Source organism: Martinezella rhizogenes, assembly GCF_000799715.1.
GTDB classification, from domain to species: Bacteria; Pseudomonadota; Alphaproteobacteria; order Rhizobiales; family Rhizobiaceae; genus Rhizobium; species Rhizobium rhizogenes_C.
Genome location: NZ_JUHG01000020.1, coordinates 265878 through 289776, shown reverse-complemented (window position 1 = coordinate 289776; position 23899 = coordinate 265878). Strand labels below are relative to the sequence as shown.

Annotated in this window: 24 protein-coding genes; 7 read left to right on the top strand and 17 right to left on the bottom strand. The window is 61.4% G+C overall.

Translation table 11 applies throughout. The annotated features are described in order from the left end of the window. A partial coding sequence (locus tag EX00_RS32330; protein WP_155294161.1) for an efflux RND transporter permease subunit occupies positions 1 to 119 on the bottom strand: 119 nt, incomplete at its 3' end. A gap of 8 nt (positions 120 to 127) precedes the next feature. Further along, positions 128 to 1429 (bottom strand): efflux RND transporter periplasmic adaptor subunit, encoded by a 1302-nt coding sequence (locus EX00_RS30690; protein ID WP_404944051.1) that lies wholly within the window; start codon positions 1427 to 1429, stop codon positions 128 to 130. 97 nt (positions 1430 to 1526) lie between these two features. On the opposite strand from EX00_RS30690, the gene EX00_RS30685 reads away from it, so the two are divergent. After that, positions 1527 to 2207 (top strand): TetR/AcrR family transcriptional regulator, encoded by a 681-nt coding sequence (locus tag EX00_RS30685; protein ID WP_047466369.1) that lies wholly within the window; start codon positions 1527 to 1529, stop codon positions 2205 to 2207. Between the two features lie 97 nt (positions 2208 to 2304). On the opposite strand, the gene EX00_RS30680 is transcribed toward EX00_RS30685, so the two are convergent. The 7 genes from EX00_RS30680 to EX00_RS30650 all read right to left on the bottom strand — a co-directional run bounded on the left by EX00_RS30680 (position 2305) and on the right by EX00_RS30650 (position 8191). After that, positions 2305 to 2604, bottom strand: coding sequence for a hypothetical protein (locus tag EX00_RS30680; RefSeq protein WP_047466367.1), 300 nt, complete (start codon positions 2602 to 2604; stop codon positions 2305 to 2307). Between the two features lie 76 nt (positions 2605 to 2680). Next, positions 2681 to 3406 (bottom strand): TfuA-like protein, encoded by a 726-nt coding sequence (locus EX00_RS30675; protein ID WP_047466366.1) that lies wholly within the window; start codon positions 3404 to 3406, stop codon positions 2681 to 2683. Then, positions 3403 to 4584 (bottom strand): YcaO-like family protein, encoded by a 1182-nt coding sequence (locus EX00_RS30670; protein WP_234709146.1) that lies wholly within the window; start codon positions 4582 to 4584, stop codon positions 3403 to 3405. Before EX00_RS30670 ends, EX00_RS30675 begins: the two co-directional genes overlap by 4 nt. 82 nt (positions 4585 to 4666) lie before the next feature. Next, the gene (locus tag EX00_RS30665) at positions 4667 to 4885 is read right to left on the bottom strand and encodes a hypothetical protein (RefSeq protein WP_047466363.1); all 219 of its coding nucleotides are present in this window, start codon (positions 4883 to 4885) and stop codon (positions 4667 to 4669) included. Between the two features lie 72 nt (positions 4886 to 4957). Beyond that, positions 4958 to 6829: an AfsR/SARP family transcriptional regulator gene (locus EX00_RS30660; RefSeq protein ID WP_234709145.1), complete on the bottom strand. Its 1872-nt coding sequence runs from the start codon at positions 6827 to 6829 to the stop codon at positions 4958 to 4960. Between the two features lie 400 nt (positions 6830 to 7229). Continuing rightward, a complete protein-coding gene (locus EX00_RS30655; RefSeq protein ID WP_047466359.1) occupies positions 7230 to 7688 on the bottom strand; it encodes a helix-turn-helix domain-containing protein in 459 nt (152 codons plus the stop codon). 194 nt (positions 7689 to 7882) lie between these two features. After that, positions 7883 to 8191 (bottom strand): hypothetical protein, encoded by a 309-nt coding sequence (locus tag EX00_RS30650; protein ID WP_047466358.1) that lies wholly within the window; start codon positions 8189 to 8191, stop codon positions 7883 to 7885. Positions 8192 to 8445: 254 nt separating this feature from the next. Here EX00_RS30650 and EX00_RS30645 point away from each other — a divergent pair, with 254 nt between their 5' ends. The 4 genes from EX00_RS30645 (at position 8446) to EX00_RS30630 (ending at position 12232) form a co-directional block, all read left to right on the top strand. Next, positions 8446 to 9459, top strand: a complete 1014-nt coding sequence (locus tag EX00_RS30645) for an ABC transporter substrate-binding protein (protein WP_047466356.1) — start codon at positions 8446 to 8448, stop codon at positions 9457 to 9459. A gap of 90 nt (positions 9460 to 9549) precedes the next feature. Then, positions 9550 to 10368 carry an ABC transporter ATP-binding protein gene (locus EX00_RS30640; RefSeq protein ID WP_007694401.1) on the top strand — a complete coding sequence of 273 codons (819 nt, stop codon included), beginning with the start codon at positions 9550 to 9552 and terminating at the stop codon, positions 10366 to 10368. Positions 10369 to 10382: 14 nt separating this feature from the next. After that, complete coding sequence (locus tag EX00_RS30635; RefSeq protein WP_047466353.1) at positions 10383 to 11264, top strand: ABC transporter permease; 882 nt, start codon at positions 10383 to 10385, stop codon at positions 11262 to 11264. A gap of 254 nt (positions 11265 to 11518) precedes the next feature. Further along, positions 11519 to 12232 (top strand): DNA helicase, encoded by a 714-nt coding sequence (locus tag EX00_RS30630; RefSeq protein ID WP_047466351.1) that lies wholly within the window; start codon positions 11519 to 11521, stop codon positions 12230 to 12232. Positions 12233 to 12265: 33 nt separating this feature from the next. Here the strand turns inward: EX00_RS30630 and EX00_RS30625 are convergent, their stop codons facing one another. The 4 genes from EX00_RS30625 to EX00_RS30610 form a co-directional block, all read right to left on the bottom strand. Beyond that, positions 12266 to 13681, bottom strand: a complete 1416-nt coding sequence (locus tag EX00_RS30625; protein ID WP_047466349.1) for a sensor histidine kinase — start codon at positions 13679 to 13681, stop codon at positions 12266 to 12268. Next, positions 13671 to 14339, bottom strand: coding sequence for a response regulator (locus tag EX00_RS30620; protein WP_047466348.1), 669 nt, complete (start codon positions 14337 to 14339; stop codon positions 13671 to 13673). The genes EX00_RS30625 and EX00_RS30620 overlap by 11 nt, the downstream gene beginning before the upstream one ends. A 293-nt stretch (positions 14340 to 14632) precedes the next feature. Next, on the bottom strand, positions 14633 to 16423 hold the full coding sequence (locus EX00_RS30615; protein ID WP_052211031.1) for an alpha/beta hydrolase family protein: 1791 nt from the start codon (positions 16421 to 16423) through the stop codon (positions 14633 to 14635). A gap of 10 nt (positions 16424 to 16433) precedes the next feature. Beyond that, positions 16434 to 17948 (bottom strand): lipopolysaccharide biosynthesis protein, encoded by a 1515-nt coding sequence (locus EX00_RS30610; protein ID WP_047466346.1) that lies wholly within the window; start codon positions 17946 to 17948, stop codon positions 16434 to 16436. Between the two features lie 188 nt (positions 17949 to 18136). Between EX00_RS30610 and EX00_RS30605 the strand changes: the two genes are divergently transcribed. Further along, positions 18137 to 18991 carry a glycosyltransferase family 2 protein gene (locus EX00_RS30605; RefSeq protein ID WP_047466343.1) on the top strand — a complete coding sequence of 285 codons (855 nt, stop codon included), beginning with the start codon at positions 18137 to 18139 and terminating at the stop codon, positions 18989 to 18991. Here the strand turns inward: EX00_RS30605 and EX00_RS30600 are convergent. From EX00_RS30600 to EX00_RS30590, 3 genes are all read right to left on the bottom strand, one after another. Beyond that, positions 18958 to 20151 carry a glycosyltransferase family 4 protein gene (locus EX00_RS30600; protein WP_047466340.1) on the bottom strand — a complete coding sequence of 398 codons (1194 nt, stop codon included), beginning with the start codon at positions 20149 to 20151 and terminating at the stop codon, positions 18958 to 18960. The genes EX00_RS30605 and EX00_RS30600 overlap by 34 nt on opposite strands. 267 nt (positions 20152 to 20418) lie before the next feature. After that, the gene (locus EX00_RS30595; RefSeq protein ID WP_047466338.1) at positions 20419 to 20745 is read right to left on the bottom strand and encodes an NIPSNAP family protein; all 327 of its coding nucleotides are present in this window, start codon (positions 20743 to 20745) and stop codon (positions 20419 to 20421) included. A gap of 207 nt (positions 20746 to 20952) precedes the next feature. Further along, complete coding sequence (locus tag EX00_RS30590; RefSeq protein WP_039974084.1) at positions 20953 to 21189, bottom strand: Lrp/AsnC ligand binding domain-containing protein; 237 nt, start codon at positions 21187 to 21189, stop codon at positions 20953 to 20955. 253 nt (positions 21190 to 21442) lie between these two features. On the opposite strand from EX00_RS30590, the gene EX00_RS30585 reads away from it, so the two are divergent. Further along, a complete protein-coding gene (locus tag EX00_RS30585; protein WP_047466408.1) occupies positions 21443 to 22432 on the top strand; it encodes an Ldh family oxidoreductase in 990 nt (329 codons plus the stop codon). 5 nt (positions 22433 to 22437) lie between these two features. Here EX00_RS30585 and EX00_RS30580 read toward each other — a convergent pair whose 3' ends face one another. Continuing rightward, positions 22438 to 23763: a glucoamylase family protein gene (locus EX00_RS30580; protein WP_047466336.1), complete on the bottom strand. Its 1326-nt coding sequence runs from the start codon at positions 23761 to 23763 to the stop codon at positions 22438 to 22440. Positions 23764 to 23899: the final 136 nt, after the last annotated feature.

Genomic DNA, 23899 nt, shown 5'->3' with positions numbered 1-23899 from the left:
GGGGCGATCTGCGGATATTGCGAGATCGACAGCGTCAGGATCGACAGCGCGCCCGCCAGCATGATGACGATGGCAATGACCCAGGCAAAGATCGGCCGGTCGATGAAAAAACGCGACATCGCTTATCTCACTTCTGGGCGCCGGAGGCGGCTTTGGTATCGGTCTTTTCCAGCCCAGCCTGCTCGGCGGGCTTGCCATCGCCGGCGGCCTGCTTCACCTCACCGGTCGCGTCGTCGATGGTCACGGCGGTGGCGTTGACATCCTGGCCGTCGCGTACGCGCTGGCTGCCTTCGACGATCACGCGATCGCCATCCTTCATGCCCTCGTTCACCAGCCAGCTATTGCCGATGCTTCGCTGCACCTTCAGCACCCGCTGCTGCACCTTGTTCTCGGCGGTCACGAACATCGCTATCGGTTCGCCCTTGGTGTTGCGGGTGACGGCACGCTGCGGCACGAGGAAGCTGTTTTCGGCGACGCCCTCCTGGATGGTGGCGCGAACATACATGCCGGGCAACAATATCCGATCCGGATTGGGGAAGACGGCGCGCACGGTGATGGTGCCGACGGTTTCTGCCACTGCGGCTTCCGCGAATTCGAGCTTGCCGGTTTCCTTGTACTGGGTGGCGTCTTCGAGCATCAGGTGGACGGAGACGTTGTCGCCGCTGGTCTTCAACCGACCGTCCGCGATGGCGCGACGGAATTCGAGCAGGTTCGTGCTCGACTGCGTGACGTCGACATTGATCGGATCGAGCTGGCGGATGGTGGTGAGCGCCGTCGTCTGGTCGGCTGTGACAAGCGCACCGACGGTCACGGCCGAGGCATCGACGCGGCCGGCGATCGGCGCACGCATCTTGGTGTAGTCGAGGTTGATGCGCGCCGTCTCCAGCGCCGCCTTGGCGGATGCCACATCGGCCTTCGCCTGCGCCAGGGTTGACAGCGCGTCGTCCAGATTCTGTTTGCTGACCGCGTCCTGGGCCGTCAAGCTCTTGTAGCGATCCACTTTCGACTGGGCGCTTGGCACGGCGCCCTCAGCCTTCTGCAAAGCGGCGGTGGCGCTGTCATAGGAGGCTTGATAGGAGGCTGGATCTATTTCGTAGAGCACGTCGCCGGCGGCGACTTCGCTGCCTTCCTTGAAATTGCGGCTGCGAATGATGCCGCCGACCTGCGGCCGGACCTCGGCAATCAGGTAGGCGCTGGTGCGGCCGGGCAGTTCGGCGGTAATCGCCACCGATTGCGGATGCAGCGTCATGGCGCTGACTTCGGTCTTGACGGCTGGGGCATTGCCCTGGGCAGCCTTCTGCTCATTGCAGCCGGCCAGCAGCATCGTGGTGGCGACCCCTGCGACGAGGAGCGAGATCCGGACGCCCGGAAAACGTCCGATTCGCGCCGGATGTGCGGATACAGGGGTAGAAGAGACGAGCTTTCCCACGTTGCTATTTCCCATTGCCTTATTTACAGTACCAAGTAGTACGGAAAATATTTGTACCACCGTAAATGTCAATCTTATTTGGCTTTTTTAGGTTAAGATGGAAGTGCGGATGAAAGCAAGGGCGAGCGATGCGGAGCAGGCTGCTGTTCCCCGCAAACGCGGCCGTCCGAAAACGGTGAGCGACGATGCGAGGCGGGCGGAGATCATCGCGGCGGCCCGCGCGACATTTCATGAGCTCGGTTACGGCGGCACGACCACGGATCTCGTGGCCGCGCGATGCAAGATTTCGAAACAGACCCTCTACCGATTGTTTTCGAGCAAGATAGAGCTTTTCATGGCGCTCATGGCTGAGCACCGTGCCTCGATGCTGGCCCTGCCGCGCGACCCCAAGGAAAATTTGCCGCTCACCGAGGCGCTCGAACAGATTTTCATGATCGATATCGATGAAGCGGCCGAACGTGACCGTGAGGCCTTCATTCATTTCGTTATGAGCGAGGCGCAGCAATTTCCCGAGATTGCGACACTGCTACGCACGCAAGGAGCTGAGCAGACGCGACAAATGCTGGCCGACTGGCTCGACGTGCAGCAACAGCGCGGCCTGATTGAAATTGCCGATGCCAGAAGTGGCGCGCGCATGCTGATGAACATGATCTTCGGCGCGATGATCACGCTTCCCGGCAAAACGAACGACTGGCCGGACCGCGAAACGCGCCTGCGGCATTTGCGGCACTGCATCGCGATCTTCGTCGCCGGCGTCCAGCCGCATCAGAAAAATTGACAGGTTTCACGTTTCCGGGTCCAAAACATCAATGCCGGCAAGGTTCTGGACCATGCCGGCATTGTCTCCGCCCCCAAAGACAGAAATTCGAAAGCGCTTAATGCGCAACGGCCATGTTCGCCTTGTCCATGCCCTCGTCAAAAAGCGGCATCTGCAAGCCGTTTGTGTACATTTCCTGCAACACGGCGCCGAGTGCGAGATCCAGGCACCAGACCGGGAACTCTGCCTCCATGCTCTTGGCGCTTTGGCGCGCATAGGTGATCAGTCGTGCGATAGATGCCAGTTCCTTCAGCGAGTCTGAATCCTGGCTTGGCATTTCAATAGGAAGTATTGCCGTCATTTTATGCCCCTTTTGCCCCCTGTTCCCGGTGGACACGATACCCGCCGCCAGGAACATGAGGAGACCCTACCGTATGTTCCGGGCCTTGGCGCGTGACATACAGCGTGACACGAGGCGAGATTGCGGGGCGAAATTACAATGCAATTTCAAGATGGTGAAAGGCGGAGTTCCATAGGCTGTTGGCCTGAAAAATCCAGTCGCGCGGCGGTTGCCGCCGCTCGTCGGTACAGTCGGCAAGGATGTGCAGCAATTGCAGTGCGTCGATGCGCTTTTGATTGACGGCATTGGCGCGCAGAAGATCGGCAATTGCCGGCCGCCGCGCCGGGTCCGGCAGGTCGGCCGTCTCCGTCATCGAGCGATAGGTGAGCGATTTGAAGAACATGGTCTCGGCGCATGCCTGCAGCGCCGCTTGCTCGCTCCCGCTGATTGCGCCGATCCCGGCAAGCGCTTGCAGCGTCGCCTGCACATTGACCAGCGGTTCGCTCAGCGGGCGGTACCCAAGTTCGGCGGGCGCGTGGATCTGCGCAACGGCGGAATCATCGGCAAGCGCCCCGCAGGCATAGGCCTCGAAGATGCGGCCGATGCCGACCATGCCGAAGGCGGCGCATTCGGCGGCGCGCAGCGCTCCCATGCTGGCGGCGCCATAGACGCGAACGCCCTTCGACAAAGCAAAGAGGATTTCCTTGTGCCAGACGGGCGCGACATTTTCGAAAAAACCGTCGATCAATCCGATGGCGTTGGCGCCGCCCTCGACGGCTTTGACGATATCGCCTTTTTGCGCCGGCGGACGCAGCGCAATGCCCGGACCGGCGATCTCGGCGGCATCGGGAAGCGTCGGGCCGACAAACAGGATCTTCATAGCAGTTGCAACGTCTTCGAGATGGCGCGATAGCCGAAGCGGCGCTTGCGGTCCCCGGCCGGATTTTCCAGCTGCGGCACCACGAGCTTGGCGACGGCAAAGGGAAGCAAGGGGTCGCCAAGCGAAACCGCGATGGCGGAGTTGATGCCGGCCTGGCGCAGCCGCTCCACGGTCAGATGCAGCAGAGCCTCGGCGCTGCGGGGCAGGTCCTCATCCGGTCTTGCCGTCGACTTCGGCTCAGCGTCAAAGCAGCGACGGATGCCTTCCGGCAACTCGCGGCTGAAATTGTCGGGGCGAATGTCGTCCCGAGCGCCGCTGATGAAGGTGAGGCGCGATTGCGCCGCCTCCGTCACGGCACGAATCGCGGCCCGCACCGGTGACGGATGGGCACCGCTGCCGATCGTCACATCAAGGTAGCGGACGCGTCTTGCCTGGTTGATTTCCGCCGGGCCGAGAAGGGCGACGATAACGGGTATGCCGATATCGCTGGTGACATCAAAGAGCCGGAGACTGAGGTCCGCGGAGGTGATCTTGGCGACCAACCCGTCCAGCACTGGATCGGCAAACGAGGCCGGATCGATGCAGGCAGCCATGCGCAGCTTTGGCTCGGAAATCTCCCAGAGCACCTCGGCATCGCGCTCGATACGTTCGAGCAGACCGTGCAGGATGGCTTCGGTGAGATTGTTGCCGGAGGCGAGGCCGTCGGAGGATTGCCAGAAGCGCGGATCGCGGATGGTGCGGTCGAGCGTCACTGCGTTGAAGGGAAGCCAGGCGGGCCTGCCGGCAATGAGATCATAGCCCTCGGCCCAGGCAATCTCCTCGTCGTCATCGATATCGGCCTGTGCCTTCGCGACGAGCGGGAGCAGCGGATCGGCGTGATGCCCTTCGGTCAGCAACCGCCGGCGGCTGGTGATGACAGTTGCTAGGGCAGGTGCGCCGGCAACAGTTCGCTCCAGTGCCTCCATGGCCGCCGAGACCTTGGCGTCGAGATCGGTGATGCCCTTGCCATTGTTGATGACGATCGAACGGGCGTTTGGGCTGACCGCCTGCCAGACGGGAATGCCGATCTTGTCGAGCCCCGTCAGGCGTCCAAGGCGAGTGACGCCGTGGGTCGCCAGGCAGGGCTCGATCCGTCGAAAAGTCTCCTCGGCTGGGCAGACGCGGTCCGAATACGGCAAGGCTGTTGCGAAATCCCGCCCACCGGTGTTGCACGGCAGGAATTCGGCAGGAGACGGGGACGGGTCTGCCGTCACAGGAATGTCAGCCGTCGAACAGGCCGCTTGCAGCCTTCTCGGCACCACCAACGGCAACGGCCAGATTGACGCCCTTGACAATGGTCGCCCCAGCATTGCGCAACTGGTCGGCGGCGCCGAGCGTGCTGCCTGCCTGTGGCGACAATGGCGTGACGGTACCGGCCTTGAGGTCGGCGAGGTAAAGTTGTGGATCGCCTGGGACACCGATCACTACGAAATTTGCCATGTCTAAATCTCCTTTTTGATCGATAATTAAGAATAAGGTGAAGAAAAATCGTAAGCAGTTTTTCGCCAGCACCTACTTGAAGCCTGCGCGTCGTAGCCCTTCCCTGTAATGTTCTTTCTGCCATTGTTCGCGCATGGGCACAATGGAGAGCCACTTGTCGATCTCAAATTCCGGATAGGTTTCCTTGACCTTGCGCACGAGACGTTTCGCCTTGCGTGTGTCGCCGGCCATGGCGGCTACTGCAGCGGCCAGCCGCGCCGCCGGCGCAGGATCGGCCATGTGATTAATATAGGACGTGGCCTGCTCATATTGTTCCAAAAAGAAGTTGGCACCGGCGGCCGCCCAGTAATAAACGTCCGGACACAACGGATTGAGCTTGATGGCGCGCTCTATCTTCTCCAGCCCCTTGGCCGGCTGGGCGGCGTGAACCAGCGCATCCGCATAGTCGATGATGACATCAGCATAGTGCGGGCTGATGGTCTCGGCGAGTTCGAAGGCACTGAGGCTTTCGTCGAAATTGCCCTGGTAAAGCTTCGCGGCGCCGAATTCGCGGTAGCCGTTGGCGAGATCCTGGCCCGCGGCGATCGCTTTGCCAGCCTCCTCTTCGACGCGCTTCAACAGATCCATATCGCCACGCGCGGTCAATACCCATTCGAGATGAAAGGTGCGAGCCATGCCGCTGAGCGCTGGCGAGAAATCAGGATTTTCCTTCAGTGCTGTTTGAAAGGCCTTGCGGGCACGGCGGATGGCCGGCAGGTCAAGATTTTTCAGATATCGCTGGCCGAGCAGATACTGATGGTAGGCTTCGGGGTTGCGCTCAAAATAGTCGCGGGTAAATTCGGTGCGTTCGATGGAGCTTGCGATGGACGCCACGATGCGCTGGGTGATTTCGCGATGCTGGCGCGGCAAATCCTGGGCTTGCATGCTGAAGCGTTCCGACCATATGACTTCGTCGTTGCCGGCATAGATCAGTTGCGTGAAAAGCCAGTATGTACTGCCATCGAAGCTGAGCCTTGTGTCCAGCACGTAGTTGATGTCGTGCTTTTCCAGCGTTGCGCCCCGGTCCAGATCGAGCGCGATCTTTTCCGCCGTGTAATGCGCCACCATCGTTACGGTCTTCAGCACGCAAAGGCCGACAGTGATGTCTTCCAGCAGCATCGAGGAGAGAAAGATGGCCGTCTGGTGGTGCCTTGCGAGGTTCACCGGAGGCAGTAAGGTGAGCCTCGGGGGGCCGCGCGGCGCCGGCGGTACGACTTCAGCCCGTGGTCTTGCCTCCTGTCGGGCTTGTGGCGCAACGGCACGCTGGCGTTCGAACATCCGTCGCGCAACTCCGAGCGCCTGCGGGTCTGGATCGACCGGCAGTTCGCCCCTTTGGTGCTTCCTGTGGCTCTCGAAAACGTTGCGCGCGTTTTCAAGTTGGGGTTCGCCGGCATAGGTTTGCCCGAGGATCTGGTAGACGGCCTCATCCTCGGGATAGGCCTCGAAAAGACGCAGCGCGGCTTCCCTGACGACGGTGGTGTCTGCATCCTCGCTCATGGCGGCGATGGCGTCGCGGAGCGTCGTCAGCATCCGCGTTCTGACGCGGTCGCGCTGCGCGCGCAACCACATGCGCGCAGGACCGCCAATGACTTCGGTGCGGGCGAGAAAATCCCAGCGGCCGAGTTGCAGCAATTCCTCCAGCGCTGCGTGGGGATCGGTCTGGGAGACGGCGTTCAAGAGGGCGAGATCGCTGGTGAATGCGCCGATATTCACGGTTACGGTTGCCGGCTCGATCAGAAGCAGTTCGATCCCAAGCTCATCTTGACGGCTTTTGACGCGCGATAGCGTCTGCCGCAGATTGGCAAGCGCCTTGTCCAGGGGAATGTCGCCCCACAGGAATTCAGCAAGTTCCGTGCGGGACTTGCGCGGCGAGGAGCCCGTCAGCAGGAAGCAGGTGGACAGCAAGCCTTTTTCCGGAAAAGGCACAGTTGAACCTGTCCCGTCGACCAGACGCAGATCTCCGAATGTCAGTAGCCTGAAATTCATGCATCCCCAACTGCACCCGGCAGCTTCCCGGCATGGCAAACGCCATTCCGGTATCGCCTGTAACCACCTTTGTCGTCGGTGGCCACGGGGTGTCATTCACGATCTAGAATCCTACATTACGATGACTGCAGCTTTATCGCAATCACTAGCGTATCCCTGCTTTCAGGTAGAAAACCCGTAAGCAGAGGGACGTTCTAGATAGAGAAACTGGAGCGATCCTTGTGCCTTCGAGCGGATGCAGGTGCTCCAGTGTCGTTTCGATTGCGCATTTCGCAATCGCGATCCGTGCCTCACCGTTGGGGCGGGTGAGGCGCGGCGATCAGTTCCGCAGGCCGAACGGGATTTCGGCTGCCTGCGGTGCACGCACAAGTGCCGGCTCGGAGGTGTTGCCCAGCGACTTGATGAGCATCAGCACGGATTGGCGAACGCTCGGATCGTTGATTTTCATGAAGGCCTTGTTGAGGCTCAGGCCCTCCTTGGACGTCAGGAAGTCGGAGAGATCCTCAAGACCGCTGATGGCGCCGAGGCCGTCCGTTGCCAGCGGTTGCGTATTGTCTTGCTGGAAGAAGAAGGCGACCGGCACAGCCAGAACGTTCGCAATCGCCTGCAGCCGGCTGGCGCCGATGCGATTGGTGCCTTTCTCGTATTTTTGTACCTGCTGAAACGTGACGCCGATCTGATCGGCGAGCCGTTCCTGGCTCATGCCAAGCATAAGCCGACGCATGCGCACGCGTGAACCGACATAAGCGTCAATCGGATTTGGTACTTTTGCACTCACTGTATAATCTCCTCATGTGAACGGGGACCCAGCGGACGCACCTTGCAGATGCCCGGGGAGGAGGCAAGGAACTTGTCCCCAATCTGCCCGCTCAGTGTGTATTAAATGGTGGCGAAATTCAACTAAAAGTCCTTGATGGCGAAGGTTTGTCCGTTATTGGCCGTTTGAGTAAACGGTAGGAAGGAAGCGTGGCATCAATGTGGATTGAAGACGGAAGACGATCTGCAATTGTAAACGGGGCATAGCGGGTTATCCTTGGTCGGCACGCTCACGCGCGCCGCAAAACTGCCCATACCGCACTGGCCATCGCCCGCCACATAACGGTCGTAAAGGATGACATTGCCGCTTCTTGAAGGATAACGCAGCAATACCGCCCCCTCTCTCGAAACGATCTGTTGCACGGATGCACAGCTCTGGCCGAGCGAATTGTAGCGGGAAATAGCCTGAGCCGAGCCGATCGAGACGACCGTCGACAAAATGAGCGCTGCGGCTATTGCTTTCATAGTGCGTCCTTTTCGCGGCGATGGCTAACTTAGATAGGCGCCAAGAGCGTTTCGCCAAGGGTATGACGTATGATGAGTTTTCGTTTGAATTCGGGCAGGGCGGCGGCAACATAAAATCGCGAATGTCGTCTTGCGGGATTTCCCACTGAAAGCTGACTGAAAGGTTACCTGCGCTAGCGTTGCCCGGCTTCGTGGAGGAAGCGCATGCCGTGCGATTACGATATGACGCAGGCATCTAACAGGAGGAGATATCCATGCGTTCATCGCGCACGCTTTTTCATACCGTAGCCCTTTCCCTCGTCATGTCAGCCGCGTCCCTAGGCGCGACAGCGGCGCATGCCGCCGACAAGATTTCGATCATGGTGGGCGGCTACGAAAAACAGATCTATCTGCCAGCCAAGCTCGCCGAATCCCTCGGCTACTTCAAGGATGAAGGTCTCGAGGTCGAGCTTCTGAACGAATCCGCCGGCGTGGACGCCGAAAACCAGCTGCTTGCCGGCGCCGTCCAGGGTGTCGTTGGCTTCTACGATCATTGCGTCGACCTGCAGGCCAAGGGCAAGTTCATCCAGTCCGTCGTGCAGTTCAGCCAGGCGCCCGGCGAAGTCGAGCTGGTCTCGACCAAGCACCCGGAACTCAAGTCCTTCGCGGACCTGAAAGGCAAGAGCCTCGGGGTCACTGGTCTCGGTTCGTCCACCAACTTCCTGACGCTCTATATGGCGTCCAAGGCCGGCCTAGCACCGTCTGATATCTCTACGGTTCCAGTCGGTGCCGGCCAGACCTTCATCGCCGCCATGCAGCAGGACGCCATTCAGGCCGGCATGACCACCGAGCCGACGATTTCACGCATGCTGAAGACCGGCGAGGCCAAGATCCTCGTCGACCTGCGTACGCTCAAGGGCACGGAAGAGGCTTTGGGCGGGACCTATCCGGCCGCCTCGCTCTACATGGACGCGGCCTGGGTCGATGGTCACAAGGAAGACGTGCAGAAGCTTGCCAACGCCTTCGTCAAGACGCTGCGCTTCATCAACACCCATTCCGCCGCCGAGATTGCCGACAAGATGCCGAAGGATTTCTACGTCGGCGACAAGGACGGCTACATCAAGGCTCTGGACGCCGGCAAGGAAATGTTCACGCCGGATGGCGTGATGCCGGAAGACGGTCCGAAGACGGTTCTCGCCGTGCTCTCTCAGTTCTCGAAGAACGTCAAGGGCAAGACGATCGACCTGTCGAAGACCTACACGACCGAGTTCGTCAAGAACGTCAAGTAAGCATTCACCGCGCCGCCTCCGGCTGGAACCGGAGGCGGTATCTCACGGGCTTTGCGTGCACGCCCGAAGGCACGCGTCAGGATCAGCACCATGCAACAGGATGGACGCCGGGCACCGGCGATCGAGCTCATCAATGTCAGCCGCCGTTTCGTCTCACCGACCGGAAAATCGCTGACGGCACTGCGCGATTTCAACATGACCGTCGAGCGCGGCGAATTCGTCGCCGTCGTTGGCCCGACCGGCTGCGGCAAGTCGACCACGCTTAACCTTGTCACCGGCCTTGCCAAGCCAAGCGCCGGCGAAGTTCGCCTGATGGGCGGTCCGGTCGACGGCATCGATCCGCGCGTCGGCTTCGTCTTCCAGACGGATGCGCTCTTCCCCTGGAAGAACGTCATCGACAATGTCATGTCCGGTCCGCTGTTTCGCGGCAAGTCGAAGGCGGAAGCCGAGAAGACCGCCAAGGACTGGCTCGCCCGCGTCGGCCTGACGAAATTCCTGCATCACTATCCGCACCAGCTCTCCGGCGGCATGCGCAAGCGCGTTTCGCTGGCGCAGACCTTCATCAACGAGCCGGAAATCCTGCTGATGGACGAACCATTCTCGGCGCTCGACGTGCAGACCCGCACGGTGATGCACGAGGAACTGCTGAAGCTCTGGGCCGAGCGTCAGGCGTCGGTGGTGTTCGTGACGCACGACCTCGAAGAGGCCGTGGCGCTGGCCGACAAGGTCTATGTGCTGACGGCGGGACCGGCGACAGTGAAGTCGGTCTACAAGATTGACCTGCCGCGTCCACGCGTCGTCTCGGAGATCCGCTACGAGCAGACCTTCATCGATTATTGCAAGACGATCTGGGACGACCTTCGCGAAGAGGTCGAGACCAGCTATCGCCGCGCTGCGCAAGCGGCATAAGGGGAGGATTGATCATGGCAAATACAGCCCTTGAAACAGGCAATGCGCCGATCTTCCGCGCCGGCACCTCGGATGTGGAAATCGAAGCGGCGGCACTGAAGGCGATCACCCGGCGCAAATATGTCGTCGTCTTCTGGCAGGTCGCAATCCTCGTGGCGATCCTCGGCGTCTGGCAGCTTGCCTCGGATCTGCACTGGATCGACCCCTTTTTCTATTCGAGCCCGACCGCCATCGGCTACAGGCTCTACGAATGGGTCACCGAAGGCACCGAAAACGGTTCGCTCTGGTATCACCTCGGCGTCACCATGGAAGAAGCGCTGATCGGCTTCGTCATCGGTTCTGTGACCGGCGTGCTGGTCGGCGTGGCGCTCGGCCGCAACAGGCTGGCCTCCGACATCCTGTCGATCTACATCAAGGCGATCAACTCGATCCCGCGCGTCGTGTTGGCGCCGATCTTCGTGATGATCATGGGTCTCGGCCTCGCCTCCAAGGTGGCTTTGGCCTTCATCATGGTGTTCTTCGTGGTGTTCGCCAACGCCTTCCAGGGCGTGCGCGAAGCCGACCGCAACATGATCGCCAATGCCCGCATCCTCGGCGCCTCGAACTGGAAGGTCACCCGCAACGTGATCCTGCCGTCGGCGATGAGCTGGATCTTTGCGAGCCTGCACGTCTCCTTCTCGTTCGCCATCATCGGCGCGATCGTCGGCGAATTCGTCGGTTCGCTGGCCGGTATCGGCTACCTGATCTCGATCGCCAAAGGCACCTACGATGCCGCCGGCCTCTATGCCGCGATCATCCTGGTGATGGTGGTGACGCTCGGCGCGGAATACGTGATGACCCTGGTCGAAAACCGCATCACCCGCTGGCGTCCGCAACAGAGCATGGACGTGCAATAAGCCAGCCGGACTTCCGGCACCTCCCAAGGCAAAGGCCGGGCGTTTCGCCCGGCCTTTTGTGTTTTGAGGCTTGGTACGAGCGATTTTCCTCGGGTGCGAATCAGGCTATGCTCCGTTTCAGGCAAGGCCCATGCCTCCCCCCTCCGATCGGGAAAGTATTATTCATGCGGGGCTGACCAACCATCGAACCGACTGTTCGAGCGCCAAGCATAAGGAGGGATTGCGATCGCAGCTCGCAATAGGAGGTTTTTGAGATGAGGCTTTCCGCCCCACTTTTTTTACTGAAACGCAAGGCGCGACTGTTGTCACGCGAGCAGAATATCCCACTGCATCAGGCACTCGATCGGATCGCCGCCGAGGAAGGCTTTCGCGGCTGGAGCCTGCTCGCAACCCGTACGGATGAGACCACACCCGCCGGTGAGATATTTTCCCGGTTGAAGCTCGGTGACCTGGTGCTTCTCGGCGCTCGTCCGCGCCACGGCAAGACCCTGATGAGCATCAGGCTTGCCGTCGAGGCGATGAAGTCCGGCAATCGGGGTATCTTCTTCACGTTGGAATATACCGAAAGGGATATTCAAGGTCGCTTTGAGGCGATCGGCGCGGAGTTCGATCATTTCAAGGATTTGTTCGAATTCGACACGTCCGACGCAATCAGCGCCGACTATATCATGGAGAAGCTGGTGTCGGTGCCGAAGGGGACCCTGGTGGTCGTCGACTATCTGCAGATACTCGACCAGAACCGGCAGAAACCTGAATTGATGGTTCAGGTCCGGGCGTTGAAGGCTTTTGCGCGCGAGAAAGGGCTGATCATCGTCTTCATCTCGCAGATCGACCGGTCCTACGAAGCATCAGTGAAAGCCTATCCCGATCTGGATGATGTCCGCCTGCCCAATCCCCTGGATCTGGCCCTGTTCGACAAGACGTTCTTCCTGAACAAGGGTGAGGTTCAGCTTCGAGCGGCTGGATAGTATTCTTTCCGGCTGCCGGTGGTTTGGAACCAATCAGACCGCCGGCAGCTTTACGGTCACCAGCAGGCCGCCCTCGGTCGCGTCGCCAAGGGTGACGGTACCACCGGCGCCGTCGACCACTTCGCGGACGATGGCAAGCCCAAGGCCGCTGCCCTCCGGTTCCGTGCCGATGATGCGATAGAAGCGCTCGAACACCTGGGCGCGTTCGGCTTCCGGAATGCCTGGGCCATTGTCTTCCACCGTCAACACGGCGTCGTCGCCATCGCGGGCGACGCCGACCGTGACCCGGCCGTTCGCCGGAGTATAGCGCAGCGCATTGTCGACGAGATTGACCAGCATCTCGCGCAGCATCATGCCGTCGCCCTCGACATGGATCGGTGTGCTGCCAGCTTCCAGCCCGAGATCGATATTGTGTCGCAGCGCTTCCTCGGCGAGGTTTTCCAGCACGCGCCGGGCGGTGGCGGCGAGGTCTATCGTATCGCTGCGCGGCCTGCGGCTGCCTGGTTCGGCCCGTGACAAAGTGAGAAGCTGGCTTGCCAGCCGTGTTACCTGCTTGGTGCTGGAGCGTAGTGCTTGCAGCGCCTCGTCGCGCTTGGCATTATCGCTCTCGCGCGCGGCGACGCTTGCCTGTGTCGAGATCAGTGCTAGCGGTGTGCGCAGCTGATGGGCGGCGTTGGAGACGAAGCGGCGTTGCGCCGCCATCTGGTTCTGCACCCGCTCCATATGGTCATTGAGGGCGTGGACCAGTGGCCGTAACTCGCTCTGCACCATGTCGGGTTCCAGTGGATCCAGCCGCTCGCGGCCACGTTCGCGCACCGCGTCGCGCAGCCGCAGCACCGGCGCCAGACCCCGCTGCAGGCCGATGATCGTCACCAGGCCGGCGATCAGCACCAGCACGAGCTGCTTGGTGAAGTCCGACAGCCATAGCCTGCGACGTATGGCGTACTGGCTGTTGTGGGTGACCGCGACGATGACAGAGATTGTGCTGTCGGCGCCGAGCCCGACGATCGGCTGGTTCAGCAGCATCAGCCGCACCTTGTCGGCGCGAAAAGTCGTGTTCTCGCCGGTCTGCTGCCTTTTTGGCTGCGGCAGGTCGGGATAACCGGCGATGAGGTTCCCCCAGGCGGTCACCACCTGATAGAAGACGCGATCGCCGTAGCCTGTATCGAACATTTCAAGGGCCGCTGGCGGAATGTCGACCTGCACGGTGCCGCTGGGGTCGACATGCACGGCCTCTGCAATGACGCGGGCCGAGGCGAGCAGCGTGTGATCGGTGACGAGATCGGCGGTGGCATTCGCCGACCGGTAGCTAAGGTAAAGATTGACGCAGATCGCTCCGATCAGCGTCAGCACCACCCAGGCGAACAATTGCGCCCGCAGGCTGGTGGTCAGCCCCGCGATAGCGCGGCTGAGGCGTCTTTCTTGCGGGAGGCTTTCATCATTGCGCATGGCGAAGGAGATAACCGAGGCCGCGCAGCGTGGCGATCTGCACGGCACTGCCTTCGAGCTTCTTGCGAACGCGGTGCACATAGATTTCGATGGCGCTGGTATCGGCGAGATCGTCGAAGCCGAAGACGCTTTCCGAGAGCGCGGTCTTGGTCACCGTCGTGCCGACCTTCATGACCAGATGTTCGAGCACGGCATGTTCGCGCGGTGTCAGTGCCAGCGTCTCGCCGCCGAGAGAGAATTGCCGCGTGCCGCCATCAAACACCAGGTCGCCGACGGCGATTTCGGGGGCGGCGCGATCATGGCCGCGGCGGACGGCGGCGCGGATGCGGGCTTCCAGCTCGGCGATTTCAAAGGGCTTGGCGAGATAGTCGTCGGCACCGCTGTCGAGCCCGGTGATCCGGCCGTCCAGGCTGGCATTGGCCGTGAGGATGATGACCGGCACCTTGTTGCCGCCCTGGCGCAGCCGCTTCAAGAGCGTCAACCCGTCGATTTTCGGCAGGGACAGATCGAGGATGACGACAGCATAGCTTGCCACTTTCAGCATATGTTCGGCGTCCTCGCCGTCATGGGCGATGTCGACCGCGTATTGCGCCTGACGCAGCGCCTTGCCGAGCCAGGACGCCAGTTCGCGGTTGTCTTCGACGATCAGGAGCCTCATGCGGCGAGTATACAGCAAGTGCCGGATGTTGCGAGTGTTTTGGCTATCCCGCCCCTTGCGGGCGGGAAAGCAAAATCAGCATTTAGCCGCAAGGCTAAGTGCTAGATTTTGCAAGGGCGGGGGTAGGCAGGGACGCACTTTCCTGCCGGAAGTAGCATGAGCAAGAAAAGACCCCCTCTCTTGCAATTTCAATGGCTTAGAAATTGCGCCGGGTTTTGAGTATGTGAACCTTCCTGTGCCGCAATTCCTAAACCAATGAAATTGCTTTCTCGCCCGCCAGGGGCGAGATGGCTTCACCGCCTGCCCAGCCTCAATCCCATCTCCCTCACCTCCCGCAAATACACCTTGCGCGCATAGGGCGGCGTCAGATTGTGGTCGGCGCCGGGGATGATGGTGAGGCGGATGTCGGGGAAGTTCCTGAGTGCTGAGGCGTCCTCGCCGAAGTGCTCGTGGAAATGATCGAGGCCGATATCGTGGGCGCTGTAGATCAGCGATATGTCGACCCGACGCTTGGCAAGTGTGCGGAAACCACCCATGACGATTTCGTGCTCGCCGGCGAAGAAGGGCAGGACGCCCAGCAGGGGGCGACCAAGCCGGACGGCGCGTCGCGCCAGCGCCGTGACGATGTTGCGTGCGGCACTTTTGGCGTCGATCTGGCCGCCATAGAGCCGCTTCAACGTTTCCAGTTGCAGGAATTTGTGGCCATAGGTCTCCAGCGAGCGCGGCACGAAGCGCAGGCCTTCGTCGACCGACTGGGTTTCATCCCAGAAGAAGGCGTAGGGGTTGACGGTGATCAGGCCATGGCATCTGTCATCGCGAATGGCGGTCTGGAAGGCGAGATAGCCGCCGCTGCAGCGGCCAACGGCAAAGGCCGGCAGCAGATCTCTGGTCTCCAGCAGGTCGAGCGCGGTGCTGACATCCAGGTGCTGGTCGCGTGAATAGAGCACCTGGTCGGGAGCGTCTGGCAGGGGTGGGCTGTCGGCGACGTTGGCGGTGTCAAATCGCAGTGAGGCGATGCCGTCGCGGGCGAGCGCGCGCGCCATGGTGACCGACGTCCGGCCCCAGCCGGCGTGCCGGTCGTAGGCTGTGGTCAGGAGCAGCGCGGTCGCGCCTGTCCGCTCGCCCATGGGTTCGCAGAGAATGCCGAAGAGGCGATCCCCTTCGCCGAAGCGCAGAGGCGTCTCGCGAAAGCCGTCGCCCTCAAGCGCTTCGGCGCGCGGTGCGTGGACAATCTTGCGTGTCGTCGTGACGGGCTTCGTTGCGATCGACTCTACCCAATCCAGAATCTTGCGGCCGGCGTCGAGCGGCATGGCGGCGATGGTTGGGTTCGACAGCAGCTCGTCATAACCGTCATAGGCGGCTTGTTCGATGCGTGGTCCGAGAGTCCCGAGATGGGTCGCGAAGTCGGCATCGCCCGGCCGGCCGGGCCGGGTCAGGACAAGGCAGTCCGGCGCGCTGATATGGTCGCGCGTCATCAGGTTGAGTGTCTTGACCGCGGCGGCAATGGCGTCCGGCATGCGCAGGCTGGCGACGGTGACGCCTTCGGTCTGGCGCTGTGCCTCGTCGAGCCCCATGCTCTCGTCGATCATTTTCGACCAGATGGTCAATTCGCGCAGATAGGCGCGGCCGGAAATGGTTGGTGCGAGAAGAGCAATGCCGTCTACGGCGGTGAGCCGCTCGGCAATATCAAGGGCAACCACGCTTCCGAGCCCCTGGCTCACCAGGATGAGCCGTTCGCAGCCCGACAGCGACCGTAGCGTTGCGGCGGCAGTCAGTGCTGTATCTTCCCAGAGCGCCAATCCTTGCTCCTGATCGGCAACGTCGAGCGCGTCACCGGTTCCGGCATAGTCGAAGCGCAGGCTGGCGATGCCGGCCTTGGCAAAATCCTCGGCGAGGATGCGCCAGAACTTGCGGGTGCACATTTCCTCGAAGCCCCAGGGGCTGAGGAACAGGACGGCCGTGCGGCTGGGCGGCGCGGCGGCGGGCATGAACAGGCCGACGGTGCCGGCGAAGGTCACCGGCACGGCGGCGGCCGTGATCTCTTTGACTGTGTCCACGTATTCGGCGGCTCCCCAACCAGCCATGATCGTCTCCTCACATTCGGCGCGGCGCCAGTAGCGCCAGTGCGTGAGCGGCTATCGGATGGGCGCGCCGTGGCAGGCGCGCGGCAATCTGCTGCATAACGGCGATATCCTCCGTCGGCACGGCATTCAGGAGCCGGAGTGCAAGGCCGTAGACCAGCGCGCCGGCGATGATGGCGCCGGCAAGGCCCGGAATGCCCGGCAGGACATGAAGAAAGCCATAGGCAGCAGCCGCGCAGAGCATGGCGGCGGCAGTGATCTTGGCGAGGCTGACGAACATGCCGCGCGTCGAGCCTTCGAATTCCATCAGGCGTACCATCAGCAGGCCCATGGCGGTGAAAGCCAGAAGCCGCACCAGGGCGGCGCCCTCGCCGCCATAGAGAGGCACGGCGATGAAGCAGCCGACGACCATGATGACGCTGGCGACGCCGCCGATGATCGTGCGTTCGCGCGTGCGGTCGATCGAATAGAGATATTGCGTGCAGATCTGCATGAAGACGTAAGGTACGGCCGTCAGCGACAAGAGCGCCACCATGCCGCCGCTGGGGCCGAAGGGCTTGCCGAAGATTGTCACCACCAGCTCGGGCGCGATCGCCGCAAGGCCAAAGCTCATCGGCAGGGTGATATAGGCAATGCTGCGCGCCACGCCCTCGAAGACGCGGATCGGCAGCTTGCCGGATGGCTGCGCGTGCATTTGTTCGGAATAATAGGGCAACAGGCTGCCGCTCAACTGCACCGGAAGCTGCAGCGCGAGATTGGCGAGCGACAGGCCGACGGCATAGAAACCGACCGCTTCGATGCCCCAGTAATGCTGAAGGAAAAGCAGCTCGATGCGGTTGAGGAAGATCGAGCTGTTGATGAGTTCGATTGAGAGAATGAGCGAGGAACTGACGAGCGCGCCGAGGCCAACGCCGCAGCTGTTGCGGCGGGCGATGGCGATCTTCAGGGTCGCGAAGAACATCGGCAGCTGGCCGATGGCATAGCCGGCAAGCGCACCGCTGACGCCGAAGAAGATCGCGCCTAACAGCACAGTGACAAGCTGTAGCGCCGAGCTTGTCAGGGTGATGCGCAGGAAGGTGCCGAGCTGCTGTTCGCCAATCAGGTAATTCTTGCTATAGGCGCCGAGCGACTGAAGAACGAAAAACGCGCCGGTGATGGCGATGACGGCGGATGCGTCGCCGGCCCAATGCAGTCGCTCCGTATCCCAGTAATAGGCGGTGTAGCCGACGAGCAGGATTACGGTTGCGAGGATCGTCGGCTGCAAGAGATAGGCGGCAAAGCCTAGTCGTTCCTCTGTCGAATAGCCCCGTCCCTTCAGCTGCGGCAGGATGCGCAGCAGCGTGACACCGGCGCCAAGCTCGGCGATGAGTGCGCCCGTTGTCGTCAGCCACAGCGAAAAAGCAATGATGCCGTTGGCCTCGGGGCCGAGCAGGCGGGCGGCGACGATCGAGCAGGCAAAGCCGGTCGCGAGCAGGGTCAGCCCCGCCACCGCGTTCAACGCCGAATTCGCCATGATGCTCTTCGTCATGAAGATTACCGTTCTCATAGTCGCAGAATGTGGCCGAGACTATTCGGCTCTTCATGGAGATAGCCTCTGCTCTATTTCATATGCCTTAATATTTACCGTCTATTCCTAATGTAAATTTTGTTTTTACTTCAGCTAATATTCAATTTCCCTGATATTGGCTGCTTTGCCGCTTGCCCAGAGGAACTTCATTGTTCAGCCTTATCGTCTGTACGATCGATCGCTTCGACCAGCTGGAACGGCTGTTCCTGTCGTTGAGGAATCAGCGATACGGGGATTTCGAAGTCATCCTCGTCGATCAGAACCCGGACGACAGGCTATCCCAGCTGGTCGGGCGGTTTTCACCCCTTTTCACCATCCGGCATATCCGCTCGGCCAAGGGGCTTTCGCGGGCGCGCAACAATGGAATGGCGGCTGCAGGCGGCGACTATGTCTGCTTTCCCGATGATGATTGCTGGTACGAGCCGGATACACTCGAGATGGCCGAGCGGCTGTTCGCCGCGCATCCGGAGCTTATCATCGTCACCGGCCGCACGCTTGACGCCGGCGGCGTGGCTTCCGTCAGCCCGACGGGCGAGGTCCCGCTTGCGGTGACGCGCTGGAATTATCTGAAGTGCGGCAACTCAAACGGCATCTTCGTCCGCCGCGCGGCGCTGGCCGACATCGGCGGCTTTGACGAAAACCTCGGGGTCGGCTCGGACACGCCGTTCCAGAGCGGCGAGGAGGCGGATTTTCTGCTGCGGGCGCTGGCGACAGGCAAGCGGCTGATGTTCTTTCCGGAATTGATCGTCCACCACGATCAGGTCACCGACGAATATGGTCCGCGACAGGTCGAGCGGGCACGCAAATATGGGCGCGGTTTCGGCGCACTGATGCGCAAGCAGCGCTTTCCGCTCGTTTATGTGGGTTATCGACTGTTGCGGCCCATCGGCGGCTGGCTGGCGGCGCTCGTCCGGTTCAATGCCGATGCGGCGCGCTACAAGCGCGCCTGGCTCATGGGAATTCTCGAGGGTTATGCCACCTGGCCGCGCTGGCGCAACGGTTGATGCCGTTCGCCCCTCGGGGTCATCGCGTCTGCATAGGCGTCCACATAGCGCTGTGCGACTTCGTCCCATGCATAGGCGCGAGCATCGCGGATCAACTCCTCGCGCAAGCTGAGGCCGTCGGTCTCAAGGCGCTCGAAAGCAGCGGTTAGGGTATCGGCGGCAGCTTGCGGATCTGAGAAGTCGGAGAGCATCAGCGCCGGATGTGTCTCGGCCAGCGCGACATAGGCGTCGTTCGTGTGCAGCACCGGCAGCAGGCCGGCGCTCATCGCCTCGATCGCTACCAGGCCGAAACCCTCATACTCCGAGGCGGAAGCGAAGAGAGAGGCGCGGGCGATGATATTGCGGATTGCGCTGTTGTCGATCGACACATGCAGCGTCACATGGTGGCCGAGATCGCGGGCGGCAATTTCCTGTTCCAGCGTCGGCTGGTCGAGATCGGAGGCGGCGCCGATGATGTCGAGATGCCAGTCCGGATCGCGGGCGGCAAGCTTCGTCATGACATCAAGCATGCGGTCGAGCCGCTTGTTGACGGAGAAACGGCCGATGGTGACGATGCGGCGACGGGCTTCGAGTGCGGCGCAATTGGCGAATTTGGCGACGTCGGCGCCGTTCTCGATCAGGCGGGTCCGGCGTCCGGCAATGCTCGAAAACAGCCGTTCGTCCGACTGGCTGCAACAGATCAGCTCGGCATAGGCAAGCGCCGAGAGCCGGGTCGCGGTGTTGAACCAGAGCTTCTTGATGGCTGCGAATTTCGGCGTGTGGAAGAAGCCGCCATGGGTGGTGGCGACCATCGGACGGCCATGAAGCAGCTTGCCCCAGGCGAGCGCGTCGAAGAAGAAATCGACGGCATGGACATGGATGAGGTCGGCGTCGGCGATATGCTTGAACACCTTCGGCGCCAGCGGGTAGCGGCTGGAGCCGGACCAGGGGATGCGGACGATCTCGATGCCGTCGATGGTTTCGCTCGACGCCAGCTCGCGGGCGGGATCGGAAAACAGGCTGTTGCAGGTCACGACGCGGACGCGATAGCCACGGCCGATCAGCTGCCGGCAGAGATTGGCGACCACATCTTCCAGCCCGCCCTTGTTGGGCAGGAACTGGCGCACGACATGCACAATCAGCGGTCCGCCCGGCTTCTGTGCCTGAATATCTGATGTCATCGATCTCGCCCTCGATCCTTGCTCCGCGCACCACTGCGGCGATCAGGCGCACGAAAGCGCCATCCGTTGATCAGCACGCAACGCTGCTCAGCGGACGGTTAAAAAGACCTTAATCGCGGGCGAAATGCCAAGCGGTTTCGGGCAAGAGGGTTAATATCATTCCGGCGGTTCGTTGGCGATAACCCAAGAGCCGCCGTTCTTCATCGCTTCCGCAAATGACCAAATCGGGTGGAATTCCAACTGGCGGCAAGCGGGATCGGTGGTGTCTTATTGTACCGCCGAAAAGGCGGTCGGTGACAACAGCTGGTTAGAGATATTGGAGAGGATTTGCCCGTCGCGCTCAGACTCGTCGCGGGCCTTAAGCCATGCAGGATCAGTGGTGAAAGCTTTCCATTTCACCTCGCGATCGGCTAGCGATTCCCAGGCGATGAGATAGGTGAGACGCTGGCTGTTTTCGTCCACGATCGTGGTGAAGAAACCCGCCTGCTTGATGCCGTGCTTGTCCCATATTGCCAGCGTATGTTCGGCAAAGCGTTTGAGCAGCGCGGGCAATCGGCCGGGCAGGCAGTCGTAAATTCTGATCTCGTAGATCACAGTCTTGCTTCCCTATGTCCCTTGAGAGCGACAGGTGTTTGGAACTTGCTCCCCTGCGCCTACAAACGTCAATATCCCTATTAGAACAGGCCCTGCAGGTATGTGCGAACCGCTATTCTTCTGTCAAGCTGATCGCCTGTGTTTAGGCGCGGAATCCCGCTGATTGGCCATGACGTTACAGCGATGCCCGTCCATCTTCTGGGCCCTTTAGAACGCCCTGAATGTTAGCGTCGTCAGCGAGCGGACGATGCCGGGGATATTGGCGATGTTGTCGTTGATGAACTTGCCGATCTCCTGCTCGTCCTTGATATAGACCTTCAGCAGCAGGTCGTAGTCGCCGCTGGTGGAATAGAGTTCCGAGACCAGCTCCGTCTGGTAGATGGCGTCGGCGACCTCGTAGGTCTTGCCGGGGGCGCATTGGAGCTGAACGAAAATGGGCTTCATGAGACGATCCTGCTTCTGTCCGCGGCCGCGATATCGGCCGGCGCTTTGCTCTATAATGGTCGAAAGCGCCATGGCCATGCAAGTTTTTCTCTGTCCACCGGATGTCGCTCTTATGATTTCCGCAGTCGGGCGACGGCGCCCGCCGGCAGGTTCGTCGTCGCGCGGGGCGAAGCCGGTCATTGTTGCATTGCGATAGGGACGGTCAGGGCGTAGGAATATCTTGCCCTCCTCATTCATTCCAAGGTCTCTCATCATGCATCTGTCGCTAGCCGAAGCCGAAACGCTGGTTGTGGAGGCCTTGCTGCGAAATCGGGTCAGCCCGGAGAATGCCCGCTCGGTCGCCATCGCGCTTGTTGCGGCGGAGGCCGCCGGGCAGGGTGGCCATGGCCTGCGCCGCGTGCCGGCTTATGCTTTACAGGCGAAGGCCGGCAAGACGGATGGTTTCGCCAAGCCGCAACTCACGCGTCCTTATCCCGCCGTGCTGCGCATCGATGCCGGCAACGGCTATGCCTATCCGGCGCTCGATCTCGCCGTTGCCGAGCTTTCCACCGTCGCCCGTGAACAGGGGATTGCGCTTGCCGCCATCAGCCGCTCGCATCATGCCGGCGTCATGGGGCTGACGGTCGAGCGCTTCGCTGATCAGGGGCTGGTGGCGCTGATGGTTGCCAATGCGCCGGCCTCGATGGCGCCCTGGGGCGGCAAGACGCCGGTCTTCGGCACCAATCCGATCGCCTTTGCCGCACCTTTGCCGGATGCCGATCCCATCGTCATCGATCTGGCACTGTCTAGGGTGGCGCGCGGCAAGGTCATGGCCGCGCGCCAGAAGGGCGTGGCGATCCCGGACGACTGGGCCTTCGACCGCGACGGCAAGCCGACCACCGATGCCGAGGAGGCGCTGGCCGGCACGATGATCCCCGCCGGCGAGGCGAAAGGCGCTGCACTGGCGTTGATGGTGGAGATTCTGTCGGCTGGCCTAACCGGCGCCAATTACGCCTTCGAAGCCTCGTCGCTCTTCGACGACAAAGGCCCGCCGCCCGGGCTCGGCCACACGATCATCGCCATCAATCCGGCCGCGATGAGCGCCGCCGACACGGCAAAGCGGCTGGCCTTGCTCGCGAGCGAGATCACCAGCGACCCCAATGTCCGCCTGCCCGGACGTCGCGGCCAGACCGCGCGGCGCGAAGCGCTGGCAAACGGGATTTCCATCGAAGACGATGTGATCGCCGCGATTGGAGCGCTTTAGAGCGCTCAGGCAATCGCGGGCTTTGCCTGTTTTTCGTCCAGCCAGCCGCCGGTGAAGCCGGCGCGGTCCAGGCCGCGGCGCAGGATCGGCGATTGGCGCATCAGGTTCCAGATCATCCCGCTGCGTTCGTTCTCGATCATCATCACGAGCAGGCCCTGGTCGATGGCGACGGAGCGGTCGTCGACCCAGCCTTCCGGACCGGAGCCCTTGACGCTCGGATTGAAGCCGCCGGGAAAGCGGCCGTCCAGGAGCAGGTTCGGATAGGTTGATAGCAGTGCCCTGGTGCCGTCGAGTGCTGCCTGGCGGTCGAAGGGCAGGCAGGAGAGCGGCCCCCAGGGCGCGATCGTGCCGTCATCGGGACCGAGCGGGGCGCCGCGTGCTGCATAGCCCAGAACTTTCGGGCTGTAGCGCCGGCTATGCTTGGTGCCGGTCGGGTTCGGGCCGTCGCAGGCTGACAGGCCCCAGATGTCCTTGTTGTAGCCGACGAAATGGCCGGGGTTGCGGTCGGTGTAATCGCGCTGAACGGCGATTGCTGTCTGCGTATTGCGGAAATAATCGATTTCCTTGTCGGCGATATGCCGGTCGCTGATACCGCGAAAGTCGATCCAGGCATGCGAGAACAGATGGATGAACAGCGGTCCCGCATAGAGAAACGGTGTGTCCTTGAACATCATCCAGGTGTAGGTCGAGGCGAAGGCGTCGTAGCTGGACGAGGGCATGGGGTGCGTGGGTGAGGCGAGCGCCAGCACATAGAGGAAGATCGCCTCGTCATAGCCCTGATAGCGCCAGCGCAGGAAACCGCTGCTCGGCTTCCAGCCCATGCTGATTGTCTGGCCTTTGTTCAGCGCCCAATGCCAGTCGCAACGTTCATAGAGGAACGTCGCCTGCGCGCGAATGTCCTTCTCAGCCTGGCTGGAGCCATTAAAATAGGCGGCCGCCGTCAAGACGCCGATCAAAAGAAGGCCGGTGTCGATGGTCGAGAGCTCGCTGTTCCAGGCGCGATTGCCGGTCTCCATGTAGAGGAAGTGATAATAGAAGCCGCGATGGCCGGTGGCGCCGCGCTCCTCGCCCTGCTGGCTCTCGGCGAAGAAATTGAGCGCGGTCAGTACACGCCTTGCCGCGTCCGCGCGGCTGATCCAGCCGCGTTCGACAGCGACCGGATAGCTCGATAGCGCGAAGCCGACCGCGGCAATGCTGCAATGGCTCGTCTTGATCGAGGTGTCCGCCACCAGCCCGTTTTCCGGATTGGTGTGCAGCATGAAATAGTCGAAGGCCGACCGTTGCAGTCGGTCGATCAGCGCATCGTCAGTGTCGTTGGTTTGTTGCAGCATCTCTATCCATCTCCTCGGCGCTCCCGTTTTCTGATGAGCACAGGAGCTTGGACAGTTGCAAATCAAAGATGATTGATGCTGCCATGCTTTTGTGGATGATTGCTTAAGATTTTAAGATGATGAGCGCCCGCGGGAT